Below are 23,843 nucleotides of genomic sequence, written 5' to 3'. Positions count from 1 at the left end.
CACCGGCCCGGTGGCGTCAGTGCTGGACCGCGGTGAGCACGATGCCGTTCTTGGCCAGCCAGCGCCCGGTGAACCCGGTCAGCGGTTTCCCGGCCACGATGGGGCCGGGCACCAGCAGGGTGGCGGTGAAGGAGCCGTCGACGGAGATGGCCAGCCGGGCCTCCTCGAAACCGAGCATCTTGCGGGCGTGCGGGTACCAGGCCTTGTAGACAGACTCCTTGGCGCTGAACAGCAACCGGTCCCAGCACACCGAGGCGTCCGCGCCGAGCGCGCGCAGCATGGCCCGCTCCTCGGGCAGCGACACCGCCTCCAGCACGCCCTCCGGCAGCGGCTCGTTCGGCTCGGCGTCGATGCCCAGGCTGAGCGCGTCGGTGTCCCTGGCCACCGCGGCCGCCCGGTACCGGTTGCAGTGCGTGATGCTGCCGACGAACCCGGCGGGCCACTGCGGGGCGCCGCGCTCATCCGGCAGGATCGGCGCCGGCTCGACGCCGAGGAAGCCCAGCGCCTGCCGGGCGCACCAGCGGGCGGTGCTGAACTCGGCCTGCCGCTTGGGCACCGACTTGGCGATCAGCGCCAGCTCGGCCGGGAACAGGTCCACAGTGGACCGATCGGCGCTGGTCTCGACGGTGACGACCGGGGCTGGCAGCAGCTGGGCGATCACGGGTTCTCCTCCGCTGGCAGGATCTGGCGGAGCGGGCCGCGCGGCAGGCCGCCGTACATCTTCCGCTCCCTGGGGTAGCCGATCGAGACCTCCTCGAACCGCACCCCGTCGTAGTGCGTGGTGCGCGGGATGTGCAGGTGCCCGTACACCGCGGCGACCGTGCGGTAGCGGCGGTGCCAGTCCGCGGTGCGCTCGGTGCCGCACCACAGCGCGAACTCCGGGTAGCGCAGCACGAACGTGGGGTCGCGCACCAGCGGCCAGTGGTTGACCAGCACCAGCGGCACCGAGGGGTCGTGCGCGTCCAGGCGGCGTTGGGTGATGGTCAGCCGGGACCGGCACCAGGCGTCCCGGCTGGGATAAGGGTTGGGGTGCAACAGGAACTCGTCGCTGCACACCACCCCGGCGGCGTGCGCCTTGGCCAGTGCGGCGGCCTTGTCGTCGGCCGGGTCGGTGCGGAAGGTGTAGTCGTAGAGCAGGAACAGTGGCGCGATCGCCACCGGCCCGCCCGCGCCCCGCCACACCGGGAACTCGTCCTCCGGTGTGTGCACGCCCAGCTCGCGGCACAGCTCGACCAGCCGCCGGTAGCGCTGGTCCCCGCGCAGCTGCACCGGATCCTCCTTCGGCGTCCACAGCTCGTGGTTGCCGGGCACCCAGATCACCGTGTCGAACCGCCGCGCCAGCAGGGACAGCGTCCACTCGATGTCGGCGAAGAGCTCGCCCACGTCACCGGCCACGATCAGCCAGTCGCCGGGATGGGTGGGGTGCACCAGCTCCTCGACCAGCTTCCGGTTCTCCGGGTAGGCGACGTGCAGGTCGCTGACGGCGAGCAGTCTCGGTTCTCCAGAAGCCACACGTGCACTATAAAGGCGAGCGGTTCATCAGAAATCCAATTTAGAAAAGTTCTTTGTGAGTTGGCTCTCGGGACTTGGCAAGTCATTGTTTCCATGGTTGTCTTGGTTCGGCGAGTCAGCCGGAAACATCGCTGAAACATCGCCGGACTGGGGTGCCTGCTTCCGCCCCTACCGCGTCTTGACGTGCAGGGATGCCCGTAGGTGCCGGTCACCGCCGACTAATTGGGCAACCATCTGAACCGCACCCCGACCGCCCCCGGCAAAATTAGGGGTTGAGGGTAGGGGTGACCGCCGGGATAACGTCGCCAAAAGTCGCGAGATTTTTGTGTCGGTAATGGCGATGACGGGCGGGCTGGGGCACCTATGTCGGACAACACCACTGTTGCGGGCCGGGAGATCGCGGTCATCGGGCTGTCCTGCCGGCTACCCGGCGCGGCGAACCCGGCCGAGTTCTGGCGGTTGCTCACCGAGGGTCGCAGCGCGATCACCGAAGTGCCCTCGGACCGGTGGGACGCCAACAAGTTCTTCGACGCGGATCCCTCCACTCCCGGCCGGATGAACACCCGCTGGGGCGGGTTCCTGGACCGGGTGGACGGTTTTGACCCCGGCTTCTTCGGCATCTCCCCGCGCGAGGCCGCCGCGATGGACCCGCAGCAGCGGCTCATGCTGGAGCTGGGCTGGGAGGCCTTCGAGCACGCCGGACTGCTCCCCGAGCGGCTGGCCGGCAGCCGCACCGGGGTGTTCGTGGGCACCATCTGGGACGACTACGCCACCCTGGTCTACCGCGGCGGCCCGGAAGCGATCACCCAGCACACCGTCACCGGCCTGCACCGCGGCATCATCGCCAACCGGCTCTCCTACGCGCTCGGCCTGCACGGCCCGAGCCTCGCGGTCGACTCCGCCCAGTCCTCCGCCCTGGTCGCCGTGCACCTGGCCTGCGAAAGCCTGCGCCGCGGCGAGTCCACCCTGGCGCTGGCCGGTGGGGTGAACCTGAACCTGGTGCCGGAGACCACCATGGCCACCGCGAAGTTCGGCGGCCAGTCCCCGGACGGCCGCTGCCACACCTTCGACGCCCGCGCCAACGGCTACGTGCGCGGCGAGGGTGGCGGCTTCGTGCTGCTGAAGCCGCTGGCCGCCGCGCTCGCCGACGGCGACCAGGTGCTCGCGGTGATCAAGGGCGGCGCGGTCAACAACGACGGCGAGTCCGCGGCGCTCACCACCCCCAACGGCCTTGCCCAGCAAGAGGTTCTGCGCCTGGCCTACCGGGACGCCGGGGTGGATCCGGCGCAGGTCCAGTACGTCGAACTGCACGGCACCGGCACCAAGGTCGGCGACCCCATCGAGGCCGGCGCGCTGGGCGCGGTGCTCGGCGCGGACCGCGCGGAGCCGCTGCGGGTCGGTTCGGCCAAGACGAACGTCGGGCACCTGGAGGGCGCGGCCGGGATCGTCGGGCTGATCAAGACGGTGCTGGCCATCCGGCATCGGCAGCTGCCGCCCAGCCTGAACTTCGAGACGCCGAACCCGGAGATCGCTTTTGACGAGCTGAAGCTGCGGGTGCAGGCCGAGCTGGGGGAGTGGCGGGACGCGCCGGTGCTGGCCGGGGTGTCCTCCTTCGGCATCGGCGGCACCAACTGCCACCTGGTGCTTGCGGAACCACCGGTCGCCCAGGCGCTGGCGGTCGGAGCCGAGCCTGCCGTCGCGATGCGCCCGGTGCCGTCCGCGCTGGTGCCCTGGGCTCTGTCCGGTCGTACCCCGGAGGCCCTTGCCGGGCAGGCGGATCGACTTCTGTCCTTTGTGGACAATGCGGAAATCGATGTCCGTGCGGTGGCCGGTGCGCTGGCCGGGACGCGGACCGCGTTCGAGCAGCGGGCCGTGGTGGTCGCCGGGGACAGCGCCGGATTCCGGGCGGCACTGGCCGGTTTCGCCAAGGACGGGGTGGCCGCCGGGCTGGTGCGCGGCACGGTCGCCGAGGGCGGGCTCGCGTTCCTGTTCTCCGGGCAGGGATCGCAGCGGCTGGGCATGGGCCGGGAGCTGGCCGGGACCTTCCCGGTGTTCGCTGCCGCCTTCGCCGAGGCCTGCGCGGAGCTGGACCGGCACCTGTCCCGGCCGCTGACCGAGGTCCTGGACACCGAGGAGTTGCACCAGACCGGGTTCACCCAGCCCGCGCTGTTCGCCATCGAGGTGGCGCTGTTCCGGCTGGTGGAGTCCTGGGGCGTGCGACCGGACTACCTCGCCGGGCACTCGATCGGCGAGCTGGCCGCCGCGCACGTGGCCGGGGTGCTGTCGCTGGCCGATGCGGCAAAGCTGGTCGCGGCGCGGGGCCGGTTGATGCAGGGGCTGCCCGCCGGTGGCGCGATGCTCGCGGTGCAGGCGACCGAGGCCGAGGTCGCGCCGCTGCTGGCCGGGCTGGACGCGGACATCGCGGCGGTCAACGGGCCGGAAGCCGTGGTGGTGTCGGGAACCGAGGCCGCGGTGACCGAGGTCGCCGGGAAGCTGACCGGCCGCAAGACCAAGCGGCTGACCGTGAGCCACGCCTTCCACTCGCTGCTGATGGACCCGATGCTGGCCGAGTTCCGGGCCGTCGCCGAGAGCATCAGCTACGGACCGGCGCGGATTCCGGTGGTGTCCAACGTGACCGGCGAGCTGGCCGGAGACGAGCTGGGCACCGCGGAGTACTGGGTGCGGCACGTGCGGCAGGCGGTCCGGTTCGCCGACGGGATGCGGACGCTGGCCGAGGCCGGGGTGGCCACGTTCCTGGAGCTGGGGCCGGATGGCGTGCTGGCCGCGCTGGGCGTCGGGATTCCGTTGCTGCGCAAGGATCGTGGCGAGGTGGAGGCGCTGATCACCGGTCTGGCGCAGGCCTGGACCCGCGGGGTCGCGGTCGACTTCACCGTCTTCGGCGATGGCAGCCGGGTCGAGCTGCCCACCTACGCCTTCCAGCGCGAGCGGTACTGGCTGGACAGCGTGCCGGTCGCGGCGCCCGCGCCGGTGCGCGGACGGTCCTCGCTGGAACTGGTGCGCGCGCACGCCGCCGTGGTGCTGGGCTATCCCTCGGCCGAGGCGGTCGCCGCGGACCGCAGCTTCAAGGAACTGGGCTTCGCCTCGCTGACCGCGGTCGAGCTGCGCGACCAGCTCAGCCAGGCCACCGGTCGCGCCCTGCCTGCCACCCTGCTCTTCGACTACCCGACCCCGCTCGCCCTCGCCGCCTACCTCGACGGTGGCGCAACGGAATCGGCCGCCGCGCCGGTGCGGGTCAGCGAGGACGAGCCGATCGCGATCGTGGCCATGGGCTGCCGCTACCCAGGCGGCGTGGCCTCTCCCGCGGACCTGTGGCGGCTGGTCAGCGAGGGGATTGACGCCATCTCGCCGTTCCCGGCCGACCGGGGCTGGGACCTGGACCGGCTGTACCACCCCGATCCCGCGCACGCCGGGGCCTCCTACGCCCGCGAGGGCGGGTTCCTGGACGGCGCGACCGAGTTCGACGCCAAGTTCTTCGGCATCTCCCCGCGCGAGGCGCTGGCCATGGACCCGCAGCAGCGGCTGCTGCTGGAGACCACCTGGGAGGTGTTCGAGCGCGCGGGCATCGACCCGGTTTCGTTGCGCGGCAGCCAGTCCGGCGTGTTCGTCGGCGCGATGACCCAGGACTACGGGCCGCGGCTGCACGAGGCGGCCGAGGAGTTCGCCGGGCACCTGCTCACCGGCGCGACCGCGAGCGTGCTCTCCGGCCGGATCAGCTACACCTTCGGTTTTGAAGGCCCCGCGGTCACCGTGGACACCGCCTGCTCGGCCTCGCTGGTCTCACTGCACCTGGCCGTGCAGTCGTTGCGGCGCGGGGAATGCGGGCTCGCGCTGGCCGGCGGCGTCGCGGTGCTGCCCACGCCGGGCATGTTCGTCGAGTTCTCCCGCCAGCGCGGCCTGGCCCCCGACGGCCGCTGCAAGGCGTTCGGAGCCGGGGCCGACGGGACCGCCTGGGCCGAGGGGGTCGGCGTGCTGCTGCTGGAGCGGCTGTCTGACGCGCAGCGCAACGGGCACCCGATCCTGGCCGTGGTGCGGGGCACCGCGGTCAACCAGGACGGCGCGTCGAACGGGCTGACCGCGCCGAACGGACCGGCCCAGCAGCGGGTCATCCGGGCCGCGCTGGCCGATGCCGGACTGTCCACTTCGGACGTCGATGTGGTGGAGGCGCACGGCACCGGCACCGCGCTTGGCGACCCGATCGAGGCCCAGGCCCTGCTCGCGACCTACGGGCAGGAGCGGGAAACACCGTTGCTGCTGGGGTCGCTGAAGTCCAACATCGGGCACGCGCAGGCCGCGGCCGGGGTCGGCGGCGTGATCAAGATGGTCGAAGCGATGCGGCACGGGGTGTTGCCGCGGACCCTGCACGCGGAGGTGCCCTCGCCGCGGGTCGACTGGTCGGCCGGGGCGGTGGAACTGCTGACCGAGGCGCGGGAGTGGCCCGAGACCGGTGCGCCGCGCCGGGCCGGGGTTTCCTCGTTCGGCATCAGCGGGACCAACGCGCACGTGGTGCTGGAGCAGGCACCCGTCGCCGCTCCCACTGAAACCGCATCCGTGCCCGCCGGGCCGGTGGTGCTCTCCGGGCGCACGCCGGAAGCCTTGCGGGAACTGGCCGAGTCGCTGCTCCCGGTCGCGGTCGAGCCTGCCGACCTCGCGCACACCCTGGCCCGCCGTGCGCTGCACGAGCACCGGGCCGTGGTGCTCGGTGACCTCCGCGCCGGGCTCACCGCCGTGGCGGCTGGGGAACCGGGCGTGATCCAGGACTCCGTGGTTGACGGGCAGGTCGCGTTCCTGTTCTCCGGCCAGGGTTCCCAGCGGCTCGGCATGGGCCGGGAGCTGGCCGAGATCCCGGTGTTCGCGGCGGCCTTCGACGCGGCCTGCGCTGAGCTGGACAAGCACCTGCCCCGGCCGCTCGCCGAGGTCCTGGAGTCGGCGGAGCTGCACCAGACCCGGTTCACCCAGCCCGCGCTGTTCGCGATCGAGGTGGCGCTGTTCCGGCTGGTGGAGTCCTGGGGGGTGCGGCCCGACTACCTGGTCGGCCACTCGATCGGCGAGCTGGCTGCGGCGCACGTGGCCGGGGTGTTGTCGCTGGCGGACGCGGCCAAACTGGTCGCGGCGCGGGGCCGGTTGATGCAGGAGCTGCCCGCCGGTGGCGCGATGATCGCGTTGCAGGCGACCGAGGACGAGGTGCAGCCGCTGCTGACCGGTCGGTCGGCCGAGCTGAGCATCGCGGCGCTGAACGGACCCACCTCCACCGTGATCGCCGGGGACGAGGCCGCCGCGCTGGAGGTGGCGGCGGTGTTCGAGGCGCAGGGGCGCAAGACCAAGCGGCTGACCGTGAGCCACGCGTTCCACTCGCCGCGGATGGACGGGATGCTGGCGGAGTTCCGGGCCGTGGCGGAGAGCGTGAGCTTCGCGCCGGCGCGGATTCCGGTGGTGTCGAACGTGACCGGCGAGCTGGCCGGGGAGGAGCTGGGTACCGCGGACTACTGGGTGCGGCACGTGCGACAGGCGGTCCGGTTCGCCGACGGCATCCGGACGCTGGAGGACGCCGGGGTGCGCACCTTCCTGGAGCTGGGGCCCGATGGGGTGCTGTCCGGGATGGGGCAGGACTGCCTGACCGGTGACGCCGCGCTGATCCCGCTGCTGCGCAAGGACCGGCCAGAGCCGGAGGCGGCCTGGCAGGCGCTGGCCCGGCTGGTGTGCCGAGGTGTGCCGGTGGACCTCGCGGGGCTGACCTCGGGCGGGCGGCTGGTCGAGCTGCCGACCTATCCGTTCCAGCGGCAGCGGTTCTGGCTCGCGCCCAGTTCGTCCACTGTGGACACCTCGGTGCACCCGATGCTCAGCTCGGCGGTGCCGATCGCCGGAACCGGTGGCGTGGTGCTGACCGGGCAGCTGTCCCGGCGGACGCACCCCTGGCTGGTGGACCACCAGATCCTGGGCTCGGTGCTGGTGCCGGGAACCGCGCTGGTGGAGCTGGCGCTGCGGGCGGCGGACGAGGCCGGCTGCGCGGCGGTGGAGGAGCTGACCCTGGCCGCGCCGCTGGTGCTGCCCGAACAGGGTGCGGTGCAGGTGCAGGTGGTGCTCGCCGCCGAGCAGGACGGGCGGCGGGACCTGGAGCTGTACTCGCGGCTCGCGGACGGGGAGTGGACGCGGCACGCGAGCGGTGTGCTCGCGGTGGACGCGGACGCCCCGCTGGAACTGGGTGAGTGGCCGCCGACCGGCGCGGAGGCGGTGGACCTGGACGGGTTCTACCAGCGGCTGGCCGAGCGCGGTTACGGCTACGGGCCGGAGTTCCAGGGTGTGTGCGGGGTGTGGCGGCGCGGTGCGGAGATCTTCACCGAGGTCAGCGTTCAGTCCACTGTGGACGGATTTGGGGTGCATCCCGCGCTGCTGGACGCCGCCCTGCACGGCCTGGTCGCCGCGGCCGAGGGTGCGAACCCGCCGCTGCCTTTCGCCTGGACCGGGGTGCGGTTGCACGCCACCGGCGCGAGCACGCTGCGGGTGCGGCTGGCCCCGGCTGGTCCGGACGCGGTGTCCCTCGCGGTGACCGATCCGACCGGCGCGCCGGTGCTCTCCATCGACTCCCTGGTGCTGCGGCCGGTGTCCCCGGACGCGCTGCGGGTGCGGCCCGAGCTGGACTCGCTGTTCCGGGTGGACTGGCCGGTGGTCACGCTGCCCGAGTCGCCCGTGCTGGCGGGCAAGGTGGCGCTGCTGGGCGGGGACGAGTTCAAGGCCGGGGTGGCGCTGCGGGCGGCGGGCTTCCAGATCGAGGAGCGGACCGAGCCCGGTGACGCGGACCTGGTAGTGCTGACCTGCCCCGAGGGCCCGGTGCGCGCGGTCACCGCCGAGGTGCTGGCGGTGTTGCAGCGCAGCGAGTCCAGGGTGGTCGTGCTGACCAGGGACGCGGTGCTCGCCGACGCTCCGGAGCTGGCCGGGGCCGCGGTGTGGGGCCTGCTGCGGACCGCGCAGACCGAGCAGCCGGACCGGTTCCAGCTCATCGACCTGGACGCCGCCTCCGCCGCCGCACTGCCCGCCGCGCTCGGCTCGCCTGAGCCGCAGCTGGCCCTGCGCAACGGGATCGCGCACGCGCCCCGGCTGGCCAAGATCACCGAGTTCGCCGAGCAGAGCTGGGACCCCGACGGGCTGGTGCTGATCACCGGCGCGACCGGCGCGCTCGGCGGGTTGCTGGCCAAACACCTGGTCACCACGCACGGCGTGCGCCGCTTGCTGCTCACCAGCCGCCGCGGACCCCAAGCCCCTGGCGCAGCGGAACTCCAGGCGGAGCTGACCGGGCTGGGCGCAGAAGTGACCATCGAGGCCTGCGACGCCGCCGACCGGGCCGCGCTCGCCGACCTGCTGGCCAGGCACCCGGTCACTGCGGTGATCCACACCGCCGGGGTGCTCGACGACGGCGTGCTGGCCGCGCTCACCCCCGAGCGGCTGGACACCGTGCTGCGGCCCAAGGTCGAGGCCGCGGTCAACCTGCACGAGCTGACCCAGGACCGGGAGCTGACCGCGTTTGTGCTGTTCTCCTCGGTGATCGGCGTGCTCGGCGGCGCGGGCCAGGCCAACTACGCCGCGGCCAACGCCGCCCTGGACGCCCTCGCCCAGCGTCGCCGAGCCGCTGGACAGCCCGCGCTGTCCCTGGCCTGGGGACCGTGGGCCGAGGGCGGGATGGCCGCCCGGCTCGCCGAGGCCGACCGCAACCGGATGTCCAGGGCAGGCATGGCCCCGCTGCCACCGGAACTGGGCCTGGCTCTGTTCGACCTGGCCCTGGGCGCGGGAGTGGCCGCGCCGGTGCCGCTGAAGCTGGACACCAGCGCGCTCCGCGACGGCGAGGTGCCCGCCCTGCTGCGCGGGCTCATCGCGCCCAAGCGCACCCGGCGGGCCGCCGCGACCGCGGCCACCGAGCAGTCCTTTGTGGACAGACTGGTGGCCGCGCCTGCGGAGCAGCGGGCGCAGCTGGTGCTCGATGTGGTGCGGGTCAACGCGGCCGGGGTCCTCGGCCACAGCGGGGACGCCTCGGTGGAGGCCGAGTCCTCGTTCAAGGAACTGGGTTTTGACTCACTGACCTCGGTGGAGCTGCGCAACCGGCTCAACACCGCCACCGGGCTGCGGCTGCCGCCGACCCTGCTCTTCAACTACGCCACCCCGGCGCGACTGGCCGAGCACCTGCTCGCCCAACTCGCCCCCGCCCCGGCCGCCCCGGCCGAGGAACCCGAACCCGAGCCGCCAACGGCCGAGTTCGACCAGGAACTGGACGCGGTCACCACCGCCGACGAGATCTTCGCTTTCATCGACAAGGAGTTCGGCAGTGTCTGAGTCCACTGAGCAGAAGCTCGTCGACTACCTCAAGCGCGTCACCGCCGACCTGCACCGCACCAGGGCCCGGCTCCAGGAGATCGAGGTGCGGGAGCACGAGCCGATCGCGATCGTCGCGATGAGCTGCCGCTTCCCCGGCGGTGTGGCCACCCCGGAACAGCTGTGGGACATGGTCGCGGGCGGCCGTGACGGCATCTCCCCGTTCCCGGCCGACCGCGGCTGGGACCTGGACGCCCTCTACGACCCCACCGGCGAGCGCCCGGACAGCGTGTACGTGCGGGAGAGCGGGTTCCTGCACGAGGCCGCCGAGTTCGACCCCGGCTTCTTCGGCATCTCCCCGCGCGAGGCGCTGGCCATGGACCCGCAGCAGCGGCTGCTGCTGGAGACCTCCTGGGAGGCCTTCGAGCGGGCCGGCATCGACCCGGAGTCCCTGCGCGGCACCAAGACCGGCGTGTACGCGGGGCTGATGTACCACGACTACGCCAACCGTCCGGAGGAGGCACCGGCCGAGGTCTCCGGCTACCTGCTGACCGGCAACCTGGGCAGCGTGGTCTCCGGCCGGGTCGCCTACACCTTCGGGCTGGAAGGCCCCGCGGTCACCGTGGACACCGCGTGTTCGTCCTCGCTGGTGGCGCTGCACCTGGCCGTGCAGTCGCTGCGCAAGGGCGAGTGCACGCTGGCCCTGGCCGGTGGCGCGGCGGTCATGTCCACGCCCAACTCCTTCGTCGAGTTCTCCCGCCAGCGCGGCCTGGCCCCCGACGGCCGCTGCAAGTCCTTCGCCGCGGCCGCGGACGGCACCTCCTGGTCCGAGGGCGCGGGGATGCTGTTGCTGGAGCGCCTGTCCGACGCGCAGCGCAACGGCCACCCGATCTTGGCCGTGGTGCGTGGCAGCGCGGTCAACCAGGACGGCGCCTCGAACGGGCTCACCGCGCCGAACGGCCTGGCGCAGGAAGCGGTGATCAGGGACGCGCTCGCCGACGCCCAGCTCACACCGTCCGAAGTGGACGCGGTGGAGGCGCACGGCACCGGCACCAAGCTGGGTGACCCGATCGAGGCCCAGGCCCTGCTGGCCACCTACGGGCAGGACCGGGAGAACCCGCTGCTGCTGGGCTCCTTCAAGTCCAACGTCGGACACACCCAGGCGGCGGCCGGGGTCGGCGGCGTGATCAAGATGGTCATGGCGATGCGGCACGGGCTGCTGCCCAAGACCCTGCACGTGGACGAGCCCTCGCCGCACGTGGACTGGTCGGCCGGTTCGGTGGCGCTGCTCACCGAGCCGCAGCCCTGGCCGGAGACCGGCAACCCGCACCGGGCGGGGATCTCCTCGTTCGGGATCAGCGGCACCAACGCGCACACCATCATCGAGGCCGCGCCTCCGGTGACGGGGGAGGGGGCTGGTCCGGCCACGGACGAGGACGCCGCGCCCGCCGCCAAGCACGGCACCGCCGCCGAGCACGCGACTGCCGCCCGGCAGGGGACCGCCGCCCTGGCGCAGCTTCCGCTCGCCCTCTCCGCCAAGACCCCTGAAGCCCTCCGCGCCCAGGCCGCCCAGCTCGTGTCCTTTGTGGACGGAAGTCCCGCTTCCCTGCTCGACCTCGGCTTCTCGCTGGCCAACCGGCCCGCCTTCGAGCACCGCGCCGTGCTCGCCGCCACCGGTCTCACTGAGGCCCGCGACGCGCTCGCCGCCTTCGCCGAGGGCCTCGATGCCCCCGGCGTGCACACCGGCGCGGTCACCCCCGGCAAGCTGGCGGTCCTGTTCACCGGCCAGGGATCCCAGCGCCTGGCCATGGGCCGGGAGCTGGCCGAGACCTTCCCGGCCTTCGCCGCCGCCTTCGACGCGGTGGCCGCCGAACTGGACCAGCACCTCGCCCGCCCGCTGCGCGCGGTGCTGGACACCGACGAACTGCACCAGACCGCGTTCACCCAGCCCGCGTTGTTCGCGATCGAGGTCGCGCTGTTCCGGCTGTACGAGTCCTGGGGTGTGCGGCCGGACTTCGTGGCCGGGCACTCCATCGGCGAGCTGGCCGCGGCGCACGTGGCCGGAGTGCTGACGCTGGCCGACGCGGCGAAGCTGGTGGCCGCGCGTGGCCGGTTGATGCAGGCGCTGCCCGGTGGTGGCGCGATGATCGCGGTGCAGGCCACCGAAGACGAGGTCGCGCCGCTGCTGGACGGGCTGGCGGTGGACATCGCCGCGATCAACGGGCCGAACGCCCTGGTGATCGCGGGTGACGAGGACGCCACCACCGAGGTCGCCGCAGGGCTGGAAGCTAAGGGGCGCAAGGTCAAGCGGCTGCGGGTCTCGCACGCCTTCCACTCCCCGCACATGGACGGGATGCTGGCCGAGTTCCGGGCGGTCGCGGAAAGCGTGAACTACGCGCCCGCGCGGATTCCGGTGGTGTCCAACGTGACCGGCGCGGTCGCGGGGGAGGAGCTGGGCACCGCGGAGTACTGGGTGCGGCACGTCCGGGGTGCGGTGCGCTTCGCCGACGGGGTGCGCGCGCTGGCCGAGGCCGGGGTCGCCACCTTCCTGGAGCTGGGGCCGGACGGCGTGCTGTCCGCGATGGGGCCGGAGTCCGCGCCCGGTGCGGCCTTCCTGTCCGCGCTGCGCAAGGACCGGCCGGAGTCTGCGGCCGCGGTCACCGCGCTGGGCCGGTTGTTCACCAGGGGCGTCCGGGTCGACTGGACCGCGCTGTTCGAGGGCGGCCGGCGGGTCGAGCTGCCCACCTACGCCTTCCAGCGGGAACGCTTCTGGCTGGAGCTGACCCCGAAGGCCCCGGTCCGCTCGATCGCCGACGGCTGGCGCTACCGGATCAACTGGCAGCCGGAGTCCACTGTGGACAGTTCGCTGACCGGCACCTGGCTGCTGGTCGGGTCCGCCCAGCCCGAGCTGGTCGGGGCGCTCACCGCGGCGGGCGCCGAGGTGCGCGAAATCGCGGACGCGGCCGGCGCGCTCAACGCCGCCGGAGTGCTCGACCTCGCCGGGGTGCTCTCCGTCGGCGATGTGCACCAGGCACTCGCGCTGGTGCGCGGACTCGGGGACGCGCGGTGCCCGGCCCCGCTGTGGTGCCTCACCCAGGGCGCGGTCTCGGTCGGCGGCGAACAGCTGCCCAACCCGGAGCAGGCCCAGGTCTGGGGCCTCGGACTGGTTGCCGCGCTGGAACACCCCGAACGCTGGGGCGGCCTCATCGACCTGCCCGCCGAGCTGGACGAGCGCTCGCTGTCCCGCCTGGCCGGTGCCCTGACCGGCGCCGAGGACCAGCTCGCCCTGCGCCCCTCCGGCAGCTACGTCCGGCGGTTCGCGCACGCCGACGCCGTTGCCCCGAAGCGGTCCTGGCGGCCGCGCGGCACCGTGCTGGTCACCGGCGGCACCGGCGCGCTCGGCGCGCGGGTCGCCCGCTGGCTGGCCCGCAACGGCGCCGAGCACCTGGTGCTCACCAGCCGCCGTGGCGCGGAAGCCCCCGGTGCGACCGAACTGGCCGCCGACCTGGAGGCCCTTGGCGTCACCGTCACCCTGGCCGCCTGCGATGCCGCCGACCGCGAGGCGGTGGCCGCGCTGCTGGCCGAGCACCCGGTCAACGCGGTGATCCACACCGCCGGGGTGCTCGACGACGGCCTGATCGGCAGCCTCACCCCGGACCGCCTGGACACCGTGCTGCGCCCCAAGGTGGACGCCGCCCGCAACCTGCACGAGCTGACCGGTGAGCTGGACGCGTTCGTGCTGTTCTCCTCGGTCACCGGCATGGTCGGCACCGCGGGCCAGGCCAACTACGCCGCCGCCAACGCCTACCTGGACGCCCTCGCCGAACACCGCCGCGCCCAGGGCCTGCCCGCCACCTCCATCGGCTGGGGCCCCTGGGCCGACGGCGGCATGGCCGACGCCGCGATCGGCGAGCGACTGCGCCGCGCCGGGCTGCCGCCGATGGCCGCCGACACCGCGATCGAGGCCCTGCAAGGGGTCCTGGACCGCGAGGACACCGTGGTCGCGATCGTCGACGTGGACTGGGAGCTGTTCGGCCCGGCCTTCACCGCGGCCCGCCCGAGCCGCCTGATCAGCGAGATCCCCGAACTGCACCGCCGCAAGGCCGTGGCCGCCCCGGCCGCGCCGCAGGCGGACTCCGCGCTGGCCGCCAAGCTCGGCAAGCTCCCGGTCGCGCAGCGGCACGGGTTCCTGCTGGAGCAGGTCCGCACCAGCGTCGCCGCCGTGCTCGGCCACGCCGGGGCGGAGGCGGTGGAGCCGGAGAAGGCCTTCCGGGAAGCCGGTTTCGACTCGCTGACCGCGGTCGAGCTGCGCAACCGGCTGGCCACCGCCACCGGCCTGACCCTGCCCACCACCCTGGTCTTCGACTACCCGACCCCGCTGGCACTCACCGACTTCCTGCTTGCGGAACTGCTCGGCGCGGTCACCGAGGCCGCCGTGGTCGCGATGTCCACTGTGGACGATGAACCGATCGCGATCGTCGGCATGGCCTGCCGGTTCCCCGGCGGTGTGATGAGCCCCGAGGACTACTGGCGGCTGCTCACCGAGGGCGCGGACGTGCTCACCGGCCTGCCCGCCGACCGCGGCTGGGACCCGGACCTGTACGACCCGGACCCCGACCGCCCCGGCAAGAGCTACGCCCGCGAGGGCGGGTTCCTCGACACCGCAACCGACTTCGACGCCGCCTTCTTCGGCATCTCGCCGCGCGAGGCGCTGGCCATGGACCCGCAGCAGCGGCTGCTGCTGGAGACCTCCTGGGAGGCCTTCGAGCACGCGGGCATCGACCCGGCCACGGTGCGCGGCAGCAAGGCCGGGGTGTTCGTCGGCACCAACGGCCAGGACTACGCCGGCCTGCTCAGCACCGCGCCCGAAGGCGTGGAGGGCTACCTGGGCACCGGCAACGCGGCCAGCGTGATCTCCGGCCGCATCTCCTACACCTTCGGCCTGGAAGGCCCCGCGGTCACCGTGGACACCGCCTGCTCGGCCTCGCTGGTCGCCCTGCACTGGGCGGTGCAGGCGCTGCGCCGCGGCGACGTCGGCATGGCCCTCGCCGGTGGCGTCACGGTGATGTCCACCCCCGGCGTGTTCGTCGAGTTCTCCCGCCAGCGCGGCCTGGCCCCCGACGGCCGCTGCAAGGCCTTCGCGGCCGCCGCGGACGGCACCGGCTGGGGCGAGGGCGTGGGCATGGTGCTGGTCGAGCGCCTCTCCGACGCGCAGCGCAACGGGCACCCGGTGCTCGCCGTGATCCGCGGCAGTGCGGTCAACCAGGACGGCGCGTCCAACGGCCTCACCGCCCCCAACGGACCGGCCCAGCAGCGGGTCATCCGGGCCGCGCTGGCCGACGCCGGACTGTCCACTTCGGACGTCGACGTGGTGGAGGCGCACGGCACCGGCACCAAGCTGGGTGACCCGATCGAGGCCCAGGCCCTGCTGGCCACCTACGGCCAGGACCGGGCGCACCCGCTGCTGCTCGGCTCGGTGAAGTCCAACATCGGGCACACCCAGGCCGCGGCCGGTATCGCCGGACTGATCAAGATGGTCCTGGCCCTGCGACACGGCGTGGCCCCGAAGACGCTGCACGTGGACGAGCCCTCGCCGCACGTGAACTGGTCGGCCGGTGCGGTCTCGCTGCTGAGCGAGCAGGTGGCCTGGCCGGAGGTCGGGCGTCCGAGGCGGGCCGCGGTGTCGGCCTTCGGCATCAGCGGCACCAACGCGCACACGATCCTGGAGCAGGCGCCGGAAAGCGCGGCTACTCCGGTCGGCGGCACCGCACCGGCGGTCCTGCCGATCGCGATCTCCGCCCGCAGCGAGACCGCCCTGCGCGCCCAGGCCGCCGCGCTGCGGCCGGTCCTCGACTCCGTGGACCCGCTCGACCTGGCCTACTCGCTGCTCAGCAGCCGCGGCACGCACAACCGTCGCGCCGTGATCGTCGCCGAGGACCCGGCCACCGCACTGGACGCGCTCGCCGAAGGCCGCTCGGCCGCCGGGCTGGTGCTCGGTTCGCCGGTGGCGGGCAAGGTGGCGTTCCTGTTCTCCGGCCAGGGTTCCCAGCGCCTCAGCATGGGTCAGGCGTTGCGGGTGTTCCCGGTGTTCGCAGCCGCCTTCGATGCGGTGTGCGACGAGCTGGACCGGCACCTGGCCAAGCCGGTGCGCGAGATCCTGGACGGCGAAGAGCTGCACCAGACCGAGTTCACCCAGCCCGCGCTGTTCGCGATCGAGGTCGCGCTGTTCCGGTTGTTCGAGAGCTGGGGTGTGCGGCCGGACTTCGTGGCCGGACACTCCATCGGCGAGCTGGCCGCCGCGCACGTTGCCGGGGTGTTGTCGCTGGTGGACGCCGCGAAGCTGGTGGCGGCCCGTGGCCGGTTGATGCAGGCGCTGCCCAGCGGGGGCGCGATGCTGGCCGTGCAGGCCACCGAGGAGGAGGTCAGGCCGCTGCTGGACGGCCTCGCGGTGGACATCGCCGCGGTCAACGGGCCGACCTCCGTGGTCGTCTCCGGCGAGGAGGCCGCGGTGACCGAGGTGGTCGCCCGGCTTGGGGAGCGCAAGAGCAAGCGGCTGACCGTGAGCCACGCCTTCCACTCGGTGCTGATGGAGCCGATGCTGGCGGAGTTCCGCGCGGTCGCCGAAGGCGTGGCCTTCGGTGCGGCGGAGATTCCGGTGGTGTCCAACGTGACCGGCGCGATCGCCGGTGCGGAGCTGGGCACCGCGGAGTACTGGGTGCGGCACGTCCGGGAGGCGGTGCGCTTCGCCGACGGCGTGCGGGCACTCGGCGAGCAGGGTGTGCGCACCTTCATCGAACTGGGGCCGGGCGGGGTGCTGTCCGGCATGGGCCAGGAATGCCTGGCGGAGGCGGCGTTTGTGCCCGCGCTCCGGGCGGACCGGCCGGAGCCGCTGGCCGTGGCCGGCGCGCTGGCGGAGGCGCACGTGCGCGGGATCGCGGTGGACTGGACCGGCTACTTCGCCGGGTCCGGGGCGCGGCGGATCGAGCTGCCCACCTACGCCTTCCAGCGCGAGCGGTTCTGGCTGGCGGCCGGACCCGCCGAGGTCACCGAGACCGACCGCGTCGAGGCCGAGTTCTGGGCCGCGGTGGACAAGGCGGAGCTGACCGAGCTGGCCTCGGTGCTGGACGTGGACGCCGCCCCGCTGCGCGAGGTGCTGCCCGCGCTGGCCGCCTGGCGGCAGCGGCGCAAGACCGAGTCCACTGTGGACGGCTGGCGGTACCGGGTGAACTGGCGGCCGAAGGCCCTCACCGGGAAGCTGTCCGGGAACTGGCTGCTGGTCAGCACCGCGCCGGAGACCGAGCTGGCCGAGGGGCTGATCGGACAGGGCGCGCGGATCGAGCAGCTGGTGCTGGAATCCGGCGTGGACCGGGCCGGGCTGGCCGCTCGACTGTCCGAAGTGGACGGTGTGCTGGCGGTGCTGGGCCTGGCCGAGACGCTGACCCTGACGCAGGCGCTCGGCGACGCCGGGATCGACGCGCCGCTGTGGCTGCTGACTCGGGGCGCGGTGTCGGTGGCCAAGGCCGACCCGGTGCGTGACCCCGAGCAGGCGCTGGTGTGGGGCCTTGGCCGGGTGGTCGGCCTGGAGCTGCCGCAGCGCTGGGGCGGTCTGCTGGACCTGCCGGAGCGGCTGGACGAGCGGGCCTTCGGGCGGATCGCCGGTGTGCTCGCCGCGGGCACCGAGGACCAGGTCGCGGTGCGCGCTTCCGGGGCGCACGTGCGACGACTGGACCGCGCGCCCGCGGTGAGCCGCCGGAACTGGCGGCCAGCCGGGACCGTGCTGGTCACCGGTGGCACCGGCGGACTCGGTGCGCGGGTCGCGCGCTGGCTGGCCGGGAACGGGGCCGAGCACCTGGTGCTCACCAGCCGCCGCGGCGCGGAAGCCCCTGGCGCGACCGAACTTCAGGAGGAGCTGACCGCGCTCGGCGCCCGGGTCACCCTGGCCGCCTGCGATGTCGCGGACCGGGACGCGCTGGCCGCGTTGCTCGCCGGGCAGCCGGTGGATGCCGTGGTGCACACCGCGGGCGCGGTGGAGTTCCGCGCGCTGATGGACACCGACCAGGCCGCGCTGGCCGAGGTGTTGCGCGCCAAGGTCGACGGCGCGCGCAACCTGGACGAGCTGACCGGTGACCTGGACGCGTTCGTGGTGTTCTCCTCGATCGCCGGCACCTGGGGCAGCGGCGGCCAGGGCGGTTACGCCGCGGCCAACGCCTACCTGGACGCGCTGGTGCAGCGCCGCCGCGCGGACGGCAAGGCGGGCACCGCGGTGGCCTGGGGGCCCTGGGACGGCGGCGGCATGGTCGCCGACGGCTCGGCGGCCGACCAGCTGCGGCGGCTCGGCCTGCCCGCGCTGGACCCGGAGCTGGCGATCTCCGCGCTGCAGCAGGCGATGGACGCGGAGGACGTCACGGTGACCGTGGCCGAGGTGGACTGGGCCCGGTTCGCGCCCGGCTTCACCGCGATGCGGGACCGCCCGCTGATCAGCGAGATCCCCGAGGTCAAGCTGCTGCTCGCGGCCGAACAGGTGGTCGCGGACACCCCGGTGGACGCCTTCGCCGGGCGCACCGCGGCCGACCGCGAGCGGGCGCTGCTGGAGCTGGTGCGCACCGAGGTCGCCGCCGTGCTCGGACACGCCACCACCGAGGCGGTCGAACCCGCGATCGCCTTCCGGGAGCTGGGTTTCGACTCGCTGACCGCGGTCGAGCTGCGCAACCGGCTGGCCACCGCCACCGGCCTGACCCTGCCCACCACCCTGGTCTTCGACCACCCCAACCCGGCCGCGCTGGCCCGCGAGCTGGCCGCCCAGCTCACCGGGGACACCCCGGACCAGCAGGTCGTCACGGCGTCCACTGTGGACGATGAGCCGATCGCGATCGTCGGCATGGCCTGCCGCTTCCCCGGCGGGGTCGACTCGCCGGAGGCGCTGTGGCAGCTGGTGGACGGCGGGGTGGACGCGATCAGCACCTTCCCGCAGGACCGCGGCTGGGACCTCGATCAGCTGCTGGGCACCGGCGGACGGCCCGGCCTGTCCGCCACCGACTCCGGCGGGTTCGTCGACGGCGCCACCGACTTCGACGCGGCCTTCTTCGGCATCTCGCCGCGCGAGGCCACCGCGATGGACCCGCAGCAGCGCCTGCTGCTGGAGGCCTCCTGGACCGCGGTCGAACGCGCGGGCATCGACCCGGCTTCGTTGCGCGGCGGGCAGACCGGCGTGTTCGTCGGCGTCTCCGCCCAGGGTTATGGTGCGGACCTGGTGAACGCGGGCACCGGCGCGGAGGGCTACTTCCTCACCGGCAGCGCCACCGCGGTCGCCTCCGGCCGGGTCTCCTACGTGCTCGGCCTGGAAGGCCCCGCGGTCACCGTGGACACCGCCTGCTCCTCCTCGCTGGTCGCGCTGCACCTGGCCGCGCAGTCGCTGCGGCAGGGCGAGTGCACGATGGCGCTGGCCGGCGGGGTCACCGTGATGTCCAGCCCGGCCGCGTTCGTGGAGTTCTCCCGGCAGCGCGGGCTGTCCGAGGACGGGCGGTGCAAACCGTTCGCCGCGGCCGCCGACGGCACCGGCTGGTCGGAGGGCGTCGGCATGCTGCTGGTCGAGCGCCTCTCCGACGCCCAGCGCAACGGCCACCCGATCCTGGCCGTGGTCAAGGGCAGCGCGATCAACCAGGACGGCGCGTCCAACGGGCTCACCGCGCCCAACGGGCCGTCCCAGCAGCGGGTGATCCGCCAGGCGCTGGCCAACGCCGGACTGTCCACTTCGGACATCGACGTGGTGGAGGCGCACGGCACCGGCACCCGGCTCGGTGACCCGATCGAGGCCCAGGCCGTGCTGGCCACCTACGGCCAGGACCGGGAAACCCCGCTGTGGCTGGGTTCGCTGAAGTCCAACATCGGGCACACCCAGGCCGCCGCGGGCGTGGCCGGGATCATCAAGATGGTCATGGCGATGCGCAACGGCGTGCTGCCCAGGACCCTGCACGTGGACGAGCCCTCGCCGCACGTGGACTGGTCCGCCGGCGCGGTCTCGCTGCTCACCGAGGCCCAGCCTTGGCCGGACGGCATCCGCCGGGCGGCCGTGTCCAGCTTCGGGGTGAGCGGCACCAACGCGCACACCATCCTGGAGCAGGCCCCCGCCGAGGAGCCCGTGCCCGCGTCTGAGGGTGAGCTGCCCTGGCTGCTCTCCGCCCGCACCCCGCAGGCCCTCGCCGACTCGGCCGCCCAGCTGTTGTCCTTTGTGGACGGTGTCAGCTCGGCCGACCTCGGCGCGGCGCTGGCCACCAGCCGGGGTGTGTTCGAGCACCGGGCCGCCGTGCTCGGTGACCGCGACGCCCAGCTGGACGGCCTGCGCGCGCTGGCCCGCGGCGACCTGGCCGCCGAGCTGGTCACCGGCACCAACCGCAACGACAAGCTCGCCTTCCTGTTCACCGGCCAGGGCGCTCAGCGGGTCGGGGCCGGAGCTGAGCTGTACCGGGAGTTCCCGGTGTTCGCCGAAGCCTTCGACACCGCCTGCGCCGAGCTGGACAAGCACCTGGACCGGCCGGTGCTGGAAGTCGCCTTCGACGGCGGCGAGCTGATCAACGAGACCGGCTACACCCAGCCGGTGCTGTTCGCGCTGGAAGTGGCGCTGTTCCGGCTGGTCGAGTCCTGGGGCCTGCGACCGGACTTCCTGGCCGGGCACTCCATCGGCGAGCTGGCCGCCGCGCACGTGGCCGGGGTGTTCTCCCTGGCCGACGCGGCCAAGCTGGTCGCCGCGCGCGGCCGGTTGATGCAGGCGCTGCCTAGCGGTGGCGCGATGGTCGCGGTGCAGGCGGGCGAGCACGAGGTGCTGCCACTGCTGGCCGGTCGCGAGGACCAGGTCGGCATCGCCGCGGTCAACGGCCCGGCCGCGGTGGTCGTCTCCGGTGACGAGGAGGCGGTGGCCGATGTCGCCGAGCTCCTTGCCGCACAGGGACGCAAGACGCGGCGGCTGACCGTCAGCCACGCCTTCCACTCGCCGCGGATGGCCCCGATGCTGGCCGAGTTCCGGGCGGTGGCGGAGGAACTGGAGTACCGCGAGCCGGTGATTCCGATCGTGTCCACGGTGACCGGCGCGGTTGCCGGGGCCGAGCTGACCACGGCGGAGTACTGGGTGCGGCACGTCCGGGACGCGGTGCGGTTCCTGGACGGGATGCGCGCGCTGGCTGACGCCGGGGTCGGCGTGTTCGTCGAGCTCGGCCCGGACGGGGTGCTCTCCGCGATGGGCCAGGACTGCCTGGCCGAGGCGGAACCGGTGCTGGTCCCGGTGCTGCGCAAGGACCGGGCCGAACTGGCCGCCGCGCACACCGCGCTGGCCACCGCGCACGTGCACGGCCACTCCCCGGACTGGGCCGCGGTGTTCGCCGGCAAGGGCGGCGCCCGCGTCGACCTGCCCAGCTACCCGTTCCAGCGCAGCCGGTACTGGCTGGACGCCCCGGCCACCGCCGACGTCAGCGCGGCCGGACTGTCCGATGTGGACCACCCGCTGCTCGGCGCGGCCATCCCGCTGCCCGACTCCGGCGGCGTGCTGCTCACCGGGCGGCTGTCCCGGCGGGCCCAGCCCTGGCTGGCCGACCACCTGGTGCACGGCTCGGTCGTGGTGCCCGGCACGGCCTTCGTCGAGCTGGCCATCGCCGCCGGTGACCAGGTCGGCTGCGACCGGCTAGTGGACCTGACCCTGGAGGCCCCGCTGGTGCTGCCCGAGCAGGGCGGCGTGCGGGTGCAGCTGACCGTGGGCGCGGAGCAGTCCGGGCAGCGGTCGCTGACCGTGCACTCCAGGCTGGACGAGGACGGCGAGTGGACCCGGCACGCCAGTGGCCTGCTCGGCACCGGAGCGGCCACCCCGCCCGCGCTGACCTGGCCGCCAGCCGGGGAAAGCGTTGCGGTGGACGAGCTCTACTCGTCGATGAGCGCCCGCGGGCTGGACTACGGGCCGGTGTTCCAGGGCCTGCGCGCGGCCTGGCGGGACGGCGAGACCGTGTACGCCGAGATCGCGCTGCCCGGCCCGGCCGGGAAGTTCGGCCTGCACCCGGCGCTGCTCGACGCGGCCCTGCACAGCCTCGGCCTCGGCGTACTGCCCGAGGGTGGCTGGCTGCCGTTCAACTGGGCCGGCGTGACCCTGCACGGGTCCGGGGCGGCCGCGCTGCGGGTCAAGGTGACCCCGGCCGGGCGCGAGACGGTGACCATCGAGGCCACTGACGCCGCGGGCAACCCGGTGGTCACGGTCGAGTCGCTGACCCTGCGACCCGTTGCGGCGGAGCAGATCCAGGCCGCCCGCACGCAGAAGGACCTGTTCCGCCTGGACTGGATCCCGGTGCAGGCCACCGAGCGGGGCCGAGAGGTCACGCTGGTGCCCTGCCCCGCCGGGGAAACCGGGCCGGTCGTGCACGAGGTCCTCGCCCTGGTGCAGAACTGGCTGGCCGAACGGCCAGAGGACGAGCGCATGGTGCTCGTCATCCGCACCGGGGACCTCGCCGGGGCGGCCGCCGCCGGGCTGATGCGCTCGGCCGAGTCGGAGAACCCCGGGCGGTTCCAGGTGATCGAGACCGACGGGTCGGCCGAGCTGTACGCGGACGAGCCCTGGCTGAAGATCGAGAACGGCAAGCTGTTCGCCGCCCGCCTGGCCAAGGCGGTCGCGGCAGGCGTTGCGCCGCAGTGGGATGCCGAGCGAGCGGTGCTGATCACCGGTGCCAGTGGCAGCCTCGGCTCGCTGCTGGCCCGGCACGTGGTCGCCGAGCACGGGGTGCGCCGGCTGGTGCTGGCCAGCCGCCGCGGCCTGGCCGCACCGGGCGCGGCGGAGCTCCGGGACGAGCTGACCGGGCTCGGCGCGACGGTGCACGTGGTGGCCTGCGATGTGGCCGACCGGGACGCGGTGGCCGCGCTGATCGAGGCACACCCGCTGAGTGCGGTGATCCACACCGCCGGGGTGCTCGACGACGGCGTGGTGACCGCGCTCACCCCGGAGCGGGTGGACGCGGTGCTGCGCCCCAAGGTCGAGGCCGCCCGGCACCTGGCCGAGCTGCTCGACCCCGAGGTCGACCTGGTGCTGTTCTCCTCCGCCTCGGCCACCCTCGGCCAGGCCGGGCAGAGCAGCTACGCCGCCGCCAACGCCTACCTGGACGCGCTCGCCCAGCAGCGCAGGGACCAGGGCAAGCCCGGGGTGTCGCTGGCCTGGGGACCGTGGGGCGAAGGCGGCATGGCCGCGGGCCTGGCGGAGGCGGACAAGCAGCGGATGGCCCGGACAGGGGTGACCCCCCTGACTTCGGAACTGGGGTTGCTTCTCTTCGACGCGGCCCGCACCGTTGACGCAGCGACGGTGGTGCCGATGCGCTGGGACACCACGGTGTTCCAGGGTGAGGCGCCGCCGCTGCTGCGCGGTCTGGTCCGGACCCCGGTTCGGCGGACCCTGGAGGCCGTTTCCGCCACGGCCGAACAGGGACCGTCGTTGCGGGACCGGCTGGCCAGTGCCCCGGCGGCCGAACGCGGCCGGGTGCTGCTGGACCTGGTGCGCACCCACACGGCGGCCGTGCTGGGACACAGCGCAGCCGAGGCGGTCGACGCCACCAGGGGCTTCCTGGAACTGGGCTTCGACTCGCTGACCGCGGTCGAACTGCGCAACCGGCTCAACGCCGCCTCCGGGCTGCGGCTGCCGGCCACGCTGATCTTCGACTACCCGTCGCCGAAGGCCCTCGCCCAGCACCTGGACGAGGAGCTCGCCCCCGTGAGCGGGGGAGCGACGGCAGGGGCACCAGCGCCGGTGCTCGCCGAGCTCGACCGGCTGGCCGCCGCCCTGGAGGCGCTGCCCGCCGACGAGGCCACCCGCACCACGGTCACCGCCCGGTTGCAGGCGGTGCTGGCGAAATGGAACGAGACACCCGGTGACGAACAGCGCGCGGACGAGGCGCTGGAGACCGCGACCGCGGACGAGCTGTTCGACGTGCTGGACCGCGAGCTCGGTCTGCTGTAGCGCAACAACAACCCGTATCGGCTTTGGGGGCTGAGGG

4 protein-coding genes are annotated in these 23,843 nt (G+C 73.7%); 2 read left to right on the top strand and 2 right to left on the bottom strand.

The genetic code is table 11. The annotated features are described in order from the left end of the window. Positions 1-16: 16 nt before the first annotated feature. Together M8C13_RS03400 and M8C13_RS03395 are read right to left on the bottom strand one after the other, a co-directional pair. On the bottom strand, positions 17-661 hold the full coding sequence (locus tag M8C13_RS03400; RefSeq protein WP_252478957.1) for a 4'-phosphopantetheinyl transferase superfamily protein: 645 nt from the start codon (positions 659-661) through the stop codon (positions 17-19). Continuing rightward, positions 658-1,512 (bottom strand): metallophosphoesterase, encoded by an 855-nt coding sequence (locus M8C13_RS03395; RefSeq protein ID WP_252478956.1) that lies wholly within the window; start codon positions 1,510-1,512, stop codon positions 658-660. Before M8C13_RS03395 ends, M8C13_RS03400 begins: the two co-directional genes overlap by 4 nt. A 363-nt stretch (positions 1,513-1,875) precedes the next feature. Between M8C13_RS03395 and M8C13_RS03390 the strand changes: the two genes are divergently transcribed. Further along, positions 1,876-9,852 (top strand): type I polyketide synthase, encoded by a 7,977-nt coding sequence (locus tag M8C13_RS03390; protein WP_252478955.1) that lies wholly within the window; start codon positions 1,876-1,878, stop codon positions 9,850-9,852. Continuing rightward, positions 9,845-23,806: a type I polyketide synthase gene (locus tag M8C13_RS03385; RefSeq protein WP_252478954.1), complete on the top strand. Its 13,962-nt coding sequence runs from the start codon at positions 9,845-9,847 to the stop codon at positions 23,804-23,806. The genes M8C13_RS03390 and M8C13_RS03385 overlap by 8 nt, the downstream gene beginning before the upstream one ends. The last annotated feature ends 37 nt before the right edge of the window (positions 23,807-23,843 follow it).

The sequence above is a fragment of the Crossiella sp. SN42 genome, from assembly GCF_023897065.1.
Lineage (GTDB): Bacteria > Actinomycetota > Actinomycetes > Mycobacteriales > Pseudonocardiaceae > Crossiella.
The sequence above is the reverse complement of the archived record's forward strand: the minus strand, read 5'-3'. Positions and strand labels throughout refer to the sequence as shown.

Bases quoted from the DNA above. Each gene is read 5' to 3' on its own strand.
- M8C13_RS03390 (WP_252478955.1), top strand. From the start codon at position 1,876: ATGTCGGACAACACCACTGTTGCGGGCCGGGAGATCGCGGTCATCGGG.